Source organism: Haliscomenobacter sp., from assembly GCF_040403615.1.
Lineage (GTDB): Bacteria > Bacteroidota > Bacteroidia > Chitinophagales > Saprospiraceae > Haliscomenobacter.
The window spans coordinates 1-8891 of the sequence record NZ_JBBAKG010000169.1 but is presented as its reverse complement, the minus strand read 5'-3'; the positions used below and the strand labels follow the sequence as shown (position 1 = coordinate 8891).

General features: G+C 46.3%; 7 protein-coding genes. 5 read left to right on the top strand and 2 right to left on the bottom strand.

Translation table 11 applies throughout. The features are described from left to right. A partial coding sequence (locus tag ABW391_RS27600) for a hypothetical protein (RefSeq protein ID WP_353485136.1) occupies positions 1-374 on the bottom strand: 374 nt, incomplete at its 3' end. A 240-nt stretch (positions 375-614) separates the two neighbouring features. Between ABW391_RS27600 and ABW391_RS27595 the strand changes: the two genes are divergently transcribed. The 5 genes from ABW391_RS27595 to ABW391_RS27575 all read left to right on the top strand — a co-directional run bounded on the left by ABW391_RS27595 (position 615) and on the right by ABW391_RS27575 (position 5330). After that, entirely contained in the window at positions 615-1316 is a 702-nt protein-coding gene (locus ABW391_RS27595; protein WP_353485135.1) for a hypothetical protein, read from the top strand. A gap of 1 nt (position 1317) precedes the next feature. Next, a complete protein-coding gene (locus ABW391_RS27590; protein ID WP_353485134.1) occupies positions 1318-2184 on the top strand; it encodes a C1 family peptidase in 867 nt (288 codons plus the stop codon). A 137-nt stretch (positions 2185-2321) separates the two neighbouring features. Then, entirely contained in the window at positions 2322-3104 is a 783-nt protein-coding gene (locus ABW391_RS27585; RefSeq protein WP_353485133.1) for a sterol desaturase family protein, read from the top strand. A gap of 21 nt (positions 3105-3125) precedes the next feature. After that, positions 3126-3518 carry a DUF4890 domain-containing protein gene (locus ABW391_RS27580; protein ID WP_353485132.1) on the top strand — a complete coding sequence of 131 codons (393 nt, stop codon included), beginning with the start codon at positions 3126-3128 and terminating at the stop codon, positions 3516-3518. 195 nt (positions 3519-3713) lie between these two features. Further along, a complete protein-coding gene (locus ABW391_RS27575; protein ID WP_353485131.1) occupies positions 3714-5330 on the top strand; it encodes a S8/S53 family peptidase in 1617 nt (538 codons plus the stop codon). Between the two features lie 94 nt (positions 5331-5424). Here ABW391_RS27575 and ABW391_RS27570 read toward each other — a convergent pair whose 3' ends face one another. Further along, entirely contained in the window at positions 5425-8718 is a 3294-nt protein-coding gene (locus ABW391_RS27570; RefSeq protein WP_353485130.1) for a VCBS repeat-containing protein, read from the bottom strand. Positions 8719-8891 lie beyond the last annotated feature (173 nt).

Sequence of the window (8891 nt, the reverse complement as noted above, 5' to 3'; positions counted from 1 at the left end):
AGGATATTGGTCAGAATGGCTCCTGCCCACCATTTGTTGCCTTGGGCCAGTACGACTGCGTCGGGTTTGATTTCCGGAAACAACTGGTTCAAATTGACCCTAAAAGCGGCAATGCCGATAATCAACAAGGTTGACCACAGCAAAAACTGGATGTAGTGGTTCTTTTCAAAATAGCGCTCCACCAGCCAAAGGTTGGCGTAAAAGAGCAGCGCCATGGGCAGCAAATTGCCGAGCCCTCTCAAAATGCTTATACTCATTGCGCCAAATAAAGGTTGAAAAACCCAGGCGTAAACCAGAATCAAGACCACCCAAACACCAATGTGAAAGGCGACTTTAAGGCGCTGGTTGTTCAAAAAATGAGAGTTTGTTGTCATTGCTTGAATGTATGGATTCAAAACTACACAAAGGAGTTCGCAAAACCGGGCATTTTCAACTAACGGTCAAAATTCTTCAACGAACCCATCTATCCGTATTGAACCAGAATAACTCATAACTCATCACTCTCTCCGTTCATTGAAGGTTTTCTACCCTTGGTTGAACATATTTTGACCTCGGGATCCAAAGGGTTTGTTTTGTGGCATCGAAATCATTTTTCACAACCAAAATCAACCATTATGAAAACCTTATTCGCATTTGTGGCCATTGCCATGACTTTTATGTCCTGCCAAAAAGAAGACAGTGCATTGGCAGCCACGGGTAGCACTTTATCAAACGAAGAAGCTGCAGCCGTTGTGCAGTATGCCTTGGCCGGCGAAACCAATGGCATGAGTACCTTCATCAAAGATGTAGCCAGCAAATCTGTGACCGTCAACAATCCTTATTATTGCGGATTAAGCAAGGATTCAACCTTTTCAAAAAGTGGTGGAACCTACGCGTATTCCGCTCAATTGTCCTGGTTGTTGACCTGTACTCCAGCAAAAGTTCCTGCTTCCTTGAAGTTTTCGCTCAGTACTTCTGGCCAATATCAGGTGGCTAAGGTTTCATCGAAAGACGCTGGTACCGGCACTGCTACTTTTTCTGGATTGGAAGTCAAGAGTAGCAATTATGTCGTCAATGCCGAGTATGTCCGCAATGGCGCTCAAACCTTGAATGTTGCTACCCCGAAGTCCGTAACCAGCAACTTGTCGATCAGCATGTCGAATTTGCAAGTCAACAAATCAACTTACCAGATTTTGAGTGGCACAGGAACATTTAATCTTTCGGGAAAAACCTTAACTGGCAAGACGTTTTCGTACACCGGAACCATAGTTTTCAACAGCAATTGTACCGCGACCATTACGACCAACGGCAAGAGTTTTACCATTAGCATTTGTTAGTATGCGTTACGTTACTTTGGCAATTGTTCTGGCAAGTTTCCTATTGGGAGCTTGCCAGGACAATGAAACGGTCATCACTCCCGAACCAATCGGAAAAATACTAGGAAGAAGACAATTGGGATTGAATCGAACACCTCCCGAACGTTTGGCAAAAATCAAGCTTGCGGAAAAAAGCAGTTTCAATGGAAAGCTACCAACTTCGTTCAATTTGAAAATGCCACCACCAGAACCCACAGGCCAAGCCAACGAAGGAGCATGTGTGGCTTGGGCAACGGCTTATGCTGCAAGAAGTTTTTACCAGGACAACAACTTTATCAACCCGGATGCAACGATCAATTACAGCAGTGTATTCAGCCCGGAATACGTGTACAATCAAATCCGAATTTCCTCGGATTGCGAGAAAGGGGCCTATTTTGTGACCACCGACAAACACCTGGGTGCGCTCGATTTACTCGTTGAGCAAGGCGTATGCCTTTGGAAAGATATGCCCTATACCGATGTTTCCTGTAAAGAGTTGCCTAATCCCAATCAGAAAGCATTGGCTACTGGTTATCGCATTGCCAGTTATGCCAAAGTAGAAGGGTTTTCCACAGTTGAACTCAAAAAGATGTTGCTTAAACAGCCGATTTTGGTTGGCGTAAATTCCGATGACGGCTTCGAAAATGCCAATGCCCAATTCATTTGGAAAAGTCCAATTGGCAATAAAACCAGCGGCCACGCTACAGTGGTAATTGGATTTGATGATGCCAAAAATGCATTTAAAATTCTCAATTCCTGGGGCAATAAATGGGGTGACCAGGGCTACTCGTGGCTGGATTATGGGTATTACAATCAGGTGGTTTTTGAAGCTTATATTCTTGCTCTCTGAAACTTCGTGTTTGCTCCTTTACCGTTGGTTGAAACCTTTGCACTGTTGGTTGAAAGATTTTGCAGTCCAACTGAAAGCCTTGTTACTTTGAGGCATCAAACAAACTTAATTTTTTCCCAAGCTCAAAAAGTAATACCATGGATTATCTCATTGAACATTTCGGTCTGTTGCCTGGCTGGTTGCTGGGGTCAATGGCCATTTTTATGCGGTACCTGATTTTTGCAGGTACTGCTTTTTTGATCTTCTACGTGCTTTTCCAGCGGCGATATTTCGGCATAAAAATTCAGCAAATTTCCCCCAAAACCAAGCACATTGCCAATGAGTTGTCGCATTCTATTGCCACGGCATTCATTTGGGGCACGGTTGGCTTGGGCATTTATTGGCTGCGCAAAAACGGGTTCACCCACATCTACCTGAACTTGAGTGAACACGGGTTGGCTTATTTGTTCTTTTCCTTTTGGTTCCTGGTGTTTTTGCACGACACCTACTTTTACTGGATGCACCGCATGGTACACCACCCTAAATTATTTCCCATTTTTCACCGGGTTCACCATTTGTCTTTTAACCCTACGCCATTGGCTGCCTTGTCCTTTCACCCCCTGGAGGCCATTCTGGAAATTGGGATAGTGCCCCTGATTGTACTGATAGTGCCTTTTCATCCTCTGGTGTTGTTTTTGTTTGCCACCTGGTCATTGTTGTTCAACGTAATGGGGCATTTGGGTTACGAGATCGCACCCAAGGGTTTTGTGGATCATCCGTTTTGGAAATGGTTCAATACGCCTACGCACCACAACATGCACCATTCTAAAGTGCAGCACAATTACGGTTTGTATTTCAACATTTGGGATCGTCTGATGGGCACCAACCACCCGGATTACGAAAAAACTTTTCACCAAATCAAAAACCGGGTAACCGAGTAATTCACCTAAAAAATCATCCCTATGAAAACCCTGATCATCCTGATGCTCAGCTGTTGTGCCATAACCATGCACGCGCAAAGCAAAACCGCCAGCCCTTTTGGTACGCCACAAGAGCGGGCAAAGCTGCAAACCGAAAAAATGAAGACCGTCTTGCTGTTGCAGGAAAACCAAATCAAGCCTATTCATGCCCTCAACCTCAAATACGCGGAGATCATGCAGAAAGAGGTGTTCGATCAAGGCGCCTCACAATGGACGATGTACACCAAAGGCAGCGAGATTAACAAGCGCAAAGAGAAGGAGTTGAAAAAGCTGCTCAGTGACGCCCAATTCAAAAACTACGAAAAGCTTAAAGCGGAGATGCGCAAACAAATGATGAACGAGGGCATGCCCAAAAGCCTCGATGATTTTAAATAAGGCAATACAAGCTTCCTGATTCCAAATACTGCAAGTGCATCAAGGGAAAACCAATTTGGGTTCCTTGGTGCACTTTGCTTTTAGGGACGAAAAAAAATTAAAAAAAAAATTCATATCAACGCGGTTTGGCAAGGCTTTTGGTTAACAATCGTGGGTCCCTCCTCCCAATACATTTTTAACCGCAAAAACATATTTATGGTAAGAAGACGAACACTTCTGTTGCCATTGCTCTTGCTATTGCCTTTTGTGTTTTTACAAGCACAATCAGTGCCGCTCAAAGCCAGGGTTTTGGTCAAACTCAAGGAAGACACGCCACCCGCTCAATTCATGGTTGATTTTGCAACGCATAGCCGTGCCGGAGGTGGGGTTTGGCTGGAAAAATCCCTGAGTATACGCTCAAACGTACACTTGATGATGTACGACTCCACGACCATCAAACCAGACGATTTATTGGACGAATTGCGCCAACAAGCTGGGGTTGAAGACGTTGCTTTTGACTATTACGTAGAAAGCCGCAACGATCCTGACGATCCCAATTTGCAGGAACAATGGGGCTTGGCTACCATTCAGGCCGAAAAAGCCTGGGGGATTACCACTGGAGGAGTAACCGCCAGAGGGGATACCATCGTTGTAGCGGTGTTGGACAGCGGCTTCGATGTAAATCACGAAGATATTGCGGCCAACATCTGGAAAAACAAGGGTGAAATACCCAATGATGGCAAAGACAACGACCGCAATGGCTACATTGACGATACCCAGGGATGGAACTTTATTCAAAATTCCAGAAAACACCAGGTCGATCAGCATGGGCAGTCGGTTGCCGGGATCATCGGTGCGGTGGGCAACAACGGTATCGGCGTAAGCGGCATCAATTGGAAGATAAAAATTATGGTATTGGAGGCCCGGCTGGTTTCAGAAATCATTTCTGCTTATGAGTACATCATCGAGCAACGTGATCGCTACAACCGCTCCAATGGCAAGGATGGTGCTTTTGTGGTTGTTACAAATGCCTCTTTTGGCATCAATCGCGTGTTTTGCAAAGACCAGCCGCTGTGGGGTGCCATGTACGACCGCCTGGGCGAAGTGGGAGTCCTGACCGCTGCTGGTGCGGCCAATAATCCATGGGACATCGATGAGGTCGGTGACATGCCCACCACTTGTCCCAGCCCGTACCTGCTTACGGTGCTCAATACCACCGAAGTAGACCAACGGTATGTAGGTTCCGCCTTCGGCAAAACGTCGATTGACATGGGTGCGCCTGGGCAAAACTCCTTTACAACCAAGCCTTTTGGCACTTATGGCAGTTTCAACGGCAATTCGGCGGCAGCGCCACACCTGGCCGGTTCTATTGCACTCCTATACAGTGTACCTTGTAAGGATTTTGCGCAAAAGACGCTCATTGAGCCTTCAGCAAGCGCCTTGCGCGTAAAAGAAGCCTTGCTCAAAGGGGTTGACGAGATCGAAGCCCTGAAGGACATTACGACCACTGGAGGTAGATTGAACGTTTACCGCAGTCTGGAGCATTTGCGCCAGGATTGCCGCAGTGTACCGGAAGACTTCAGGGGAATGTTGATTTACCCCAATCCGGCCAGATCGAGCATTACCCTGACGGTGGATCAACCCGAAAAGAGTCCATTGAGTATTCGGGTACTCAACATGTTGGGACAACCGGTCTATCGCAAACAAGTAGAAGTGATGTTTACAGGCATACAACAAGATATCATCTCTGTTTCTGGCTGGGCAACTGGCACCTACATCATCGAAGTTTCGATGGGTAAGGAACGGAAGATTGGAAGATTGGTGGTGAATTGAGTTGAATTGTTGAATTGTTGAATTGTTGAAAAGTTCGGTCGTGCGTTGTTGTAAATTTCACATTGCCAAACTTTTCAACTCTTTAACTCTAAACTTATTCCTTGATTCGGTGGGCAATAACCGCCCCGGAATTCACCAACGTGAAAAATCGCTGCGGGTCAATCGGGTAAGACCGCCGCGCATCCCCGGAAATGTTCAATCCACTTTTTTCATTGGGCACTACTTCAAAATCGCCATTGCCTTTGCCTTTCAGCCAAAGTCCACGCGAGGCATCTTGTCGCCCCAGATGGGCTTCATTGGGATAAAAATTGCCCGTTACTAAAGCATCAAGGTTGCCATCTCGGTCAAAATCGGCTACCAAAAAACCAAATACTGGGGATTTTTGGGCCATTATGGGTAGTGGTTTGAGGGCAAATATGCCTTTGCCTTGATTTTCGGCATAACAGCTCCGCAATTCTTTCGCTTCCAGTTGATAAGCATCCGCCTGGTCTTTTTTAGCAAACAAATCTTCAAATCCAACCTTTCCGTATTCAGCATAGCTGGTGTATTTTTTGCGAAACTGCACGATTTGCTGGTTCAAGGCTTCGCGGGGTAAGCTTGGAAAACAATGCCCATGGATAAAATAGCCCATGATGGGATCGATCTGGCCATCCTGATTGAAATCCTTGGCGATCATTTTTACTGGTTCTTTCAAAGAAGCCCGGTAATTGGTATTCAGGCCTTCATTGCCCAACAGTAAATCCAGATCCCCATCACGATCAAAGTCAGCCGCAGCTAGCGTATTCCACCACCCTTCTGTATCAGGCATATGCCGGAGCTGAAAACGGCCATTTTTGTACTCCAGGATCGTCAAAGGCATCCACTCTCCTACCAGTACCAAATCGGTATCTTTGTCTTGATCAACATCCAGGGGCAAAGCGTCACAAACCATACCTAATCTGGCCAAATCAGGGGCAATTTGTTGACTCACATCCGTAAATTTTCCTTTGTCGTTGCGCAAAATATAGCTACTGGCAGGTAAAGGATATGCACCGTGCGTTTGGCGACCGCCGATGAAGACGTCCAAATCCCCATCCTGGTCATAGTCAAGCATACGTACGGTCTGACTGCTGACGACGAGTGCCGGAAGTTTTTGAGATTGGACGAATTCGGCTTTGCCATTGTTTTCAAAAAACCTGGGTTGGAATGCATTTGAATTGCTGAGAGATTTTTCATTGCTTCCACCCACGACCAGCACATCCTGGTCTCCATCCGAATCGGCATCAAATAGGGCAATTCCTCCAACTTCCATCTCGGTAGATAAGCTGTTTTTTGAGGTTGCGAATTGTCCATTCTTTTGCTGCAAGTAGACAGTGCTTGGGCTGCCCTGGTACGCTCCACCGATGACCACATCGCTCAGCTTATCCCCATTCAAATCACCAACGGCGCCAGCCGGGCCGTTTCTGGACAACATTTTATGCAATGCAACGGTCTGATTAAAGTCGATAAAACCAGATTCCTGGTGCTGATAAGGGATCAAATTGGCCAGAGGTTCAAAGGTTTTGGGCGCTGATGTTGCTTTTGATGATCTGCTTTTGGCATCCTTAATGTCGAAAACGATGGTTTGATTGGTTTTGACCCGGTATTTTGTAGTGACCAGGTTTTTGCCCCAGTTTACCTGGACGGAGTCGATCAAAGGTTCCTTATCCAAGCCAACAAAAATGCCCGATTCCATGGAAGACAGATACCCTCGAATCGGAAAATTTTCTACGACCTGGGCATGGCCCTTTGACCAGATGGTTGCCTTGGCGCCAATTCCGTCGCGGTTGGACGCAGCGCCCCGAAAACGGATTTTCAGGTAATTCCGCTGGAGGGTCTCGCGGGTATTGTTTTTGAAAATAGAGGCTTCGGAATCGATGTTGTTGATGATCAAATCCTGATCGCCATCCTGATCCAAATCGGCATAGGCAGCGCCGTTGGCGTAAGACAGCTCATCCAGCCCCCATTTTTGGGCAACATCTTCAAAAGCAAAATTGGAAGCATTTCGAAAGGCACAATTGCGCAGTTTAACGTCGGGTACTTTGGCCATTAACTTTTCCCGCATTTCATTTTTACTGGCGTCGTTTCCAAAATAAGTTGAACCCTGGTAATAGTTGATAAAATCCAGATCGGTGATGTTCTTGCGGTAACCGGTGCTGATGAAAATGTCTTTGTGGCCATCGTTGTCCAGATCGCTGAGTAAGGTAGCCCAACTCCAATCGGTTTTTGCTACTCCCGCCAAAAGCCCCATTTCGCTAAAAACCGGCCCATTCTCATCATTCCCTTCATTGATTTGCAACATATTGCGCATGTATTGCAATTGATACCCGTACTGAGGGGAAATGCTCAATTCTTTTTTGTCGTAGTCGTGTTTGCCCAGCATTTGTTTTTGGCGGGCATTGTCCGCAGGCAACATGTCCAGTTGCAGCACATCCATTTTCAAATCGTTGTTCAGGTCTGCGGCGTCGACGCCCATTCCAAATTGGCTGGTATGGGCCATGGCAGATTGGATGGTATTTTTGAAAGTCCCATCCCTCTGATTGAGGTACAGGATGTCGCTGCTCATGAAGTCGTTGGAGCAATAAATATCGGGATAGCCGTCCTGATTCAGATCGGAAATAACCAGGCCCAAGCCCAGGCCTTCGAAACGACACCCGGCCTCGGCGGATGCATCCACAAAAACCGGATGCCCGGCTTTGCCAATGCCTTCATTGCGCAAGAGTTTGGAGGTGGAGGGGTAAAAGCCATTGTTCATCTGGCGGCGCAAGGTGGTCGGATTTTGCAAATCCGGGGCGGTGTTGAGCAAAAAAGCGTCCAGGTCGCCATCAAGGTCGTAGTCAAAAAAAGCACTTTGGGTGGTAAATCCAGCGAAGTCGAGTCCATAGGCCTGGGCAGATTCGATAAAACTGGGGTTGTTGGTTTTTTGATTGATAAACAGCAGGTTACGTGAATTATTTAAGCCAGGCCCCTGAGCTACGCTGAGGTAAATGTCGTCCCAGCCATCCTGGTTGATGTCAACTATAGAAACCCCGCTGCACCAACGATCGGTTTTGATCCCCGCTTTTTCAGTGATGGATTCAAATTTGAAATTGCCCCGATTGAGGTAGAGTTCACAACTAACCTGATTGCCGCTAAAAAAAAGGTCGGGCAGGCCATCGTGGTTAAAATCCCCAACGCCAACCCCTCCGCCATTGTAAAAATTGGTAAACGTAAACGCATTTAAGGTAGCATCGGGGCTGAGCTGGTTGTTGAAATGGATATTGGAATGGCCGGAGGTGATTTTTTCAAAAAGCAGATCCTTTTTTTTGCAACCAAGGAGGCTACAAATCGCCAGGACAAGCAAGGATAGATTTAAGGCGCGTGCTGACATAGGAAGATTTGATTTTCTAAGCTCCGCAAAAGTAATAAAAATCAATACCCCCCTTCCAAGACGGAAGGAGGGCATTGGTCAATAATGATTCATTTGCTTATAGTTTATGCACAATATTGCTTAGTCTGACGCAAAAAATTACTTCCCGATTTTTTGAGAGGGTTTTGAATAGA

Bases quoted from the DNA above. Each gene is read 5' to 3' on its own strand.
- ABW391_RS27595 (WP_353485135.1), top strand. From the start codon at position 615: ATGAAAACCTTATTCGCATTTGTGGCCATTGCCATGACTTTTATGTCC.
- ABW391_RS27590 (WP_353485134.1), top strand. From the start codon at position 1,318: ATGCGTTACGTTACTTTGGCAATTGTTCTGGCAAGTTTCCTATTGGGA.
- ABW391_RS27585 (WP_353485133.1), top strand. From the start codon at position 2,322: ATGGATTATCTCATTGAACATTTCGGTCTGTTGCCTGGCTGGTTGCTG.
- ABW391_RS27580 (WP_353485132.1), top strand. From the start codon at position 3,126: ATGAAAACCCTGATCATCCTGATGCTCAGCTGTTGTGCCATAACCATG.
- ABW391_RS27575 (WP_353485131.1), top strand. From the start codon at position 3,714: ATGGTAAGAAGACGAACACTTCTGTTGCCATTGCTCTTGCTATTGCCT.
- ABW391_RS27570 (WP_353485130.1), bottom strand. From the start codon at position 8,718: ATGTCAGCACGCGCCTTAAATCTATCCTTGCTTGTCCTGGCGATTTGT.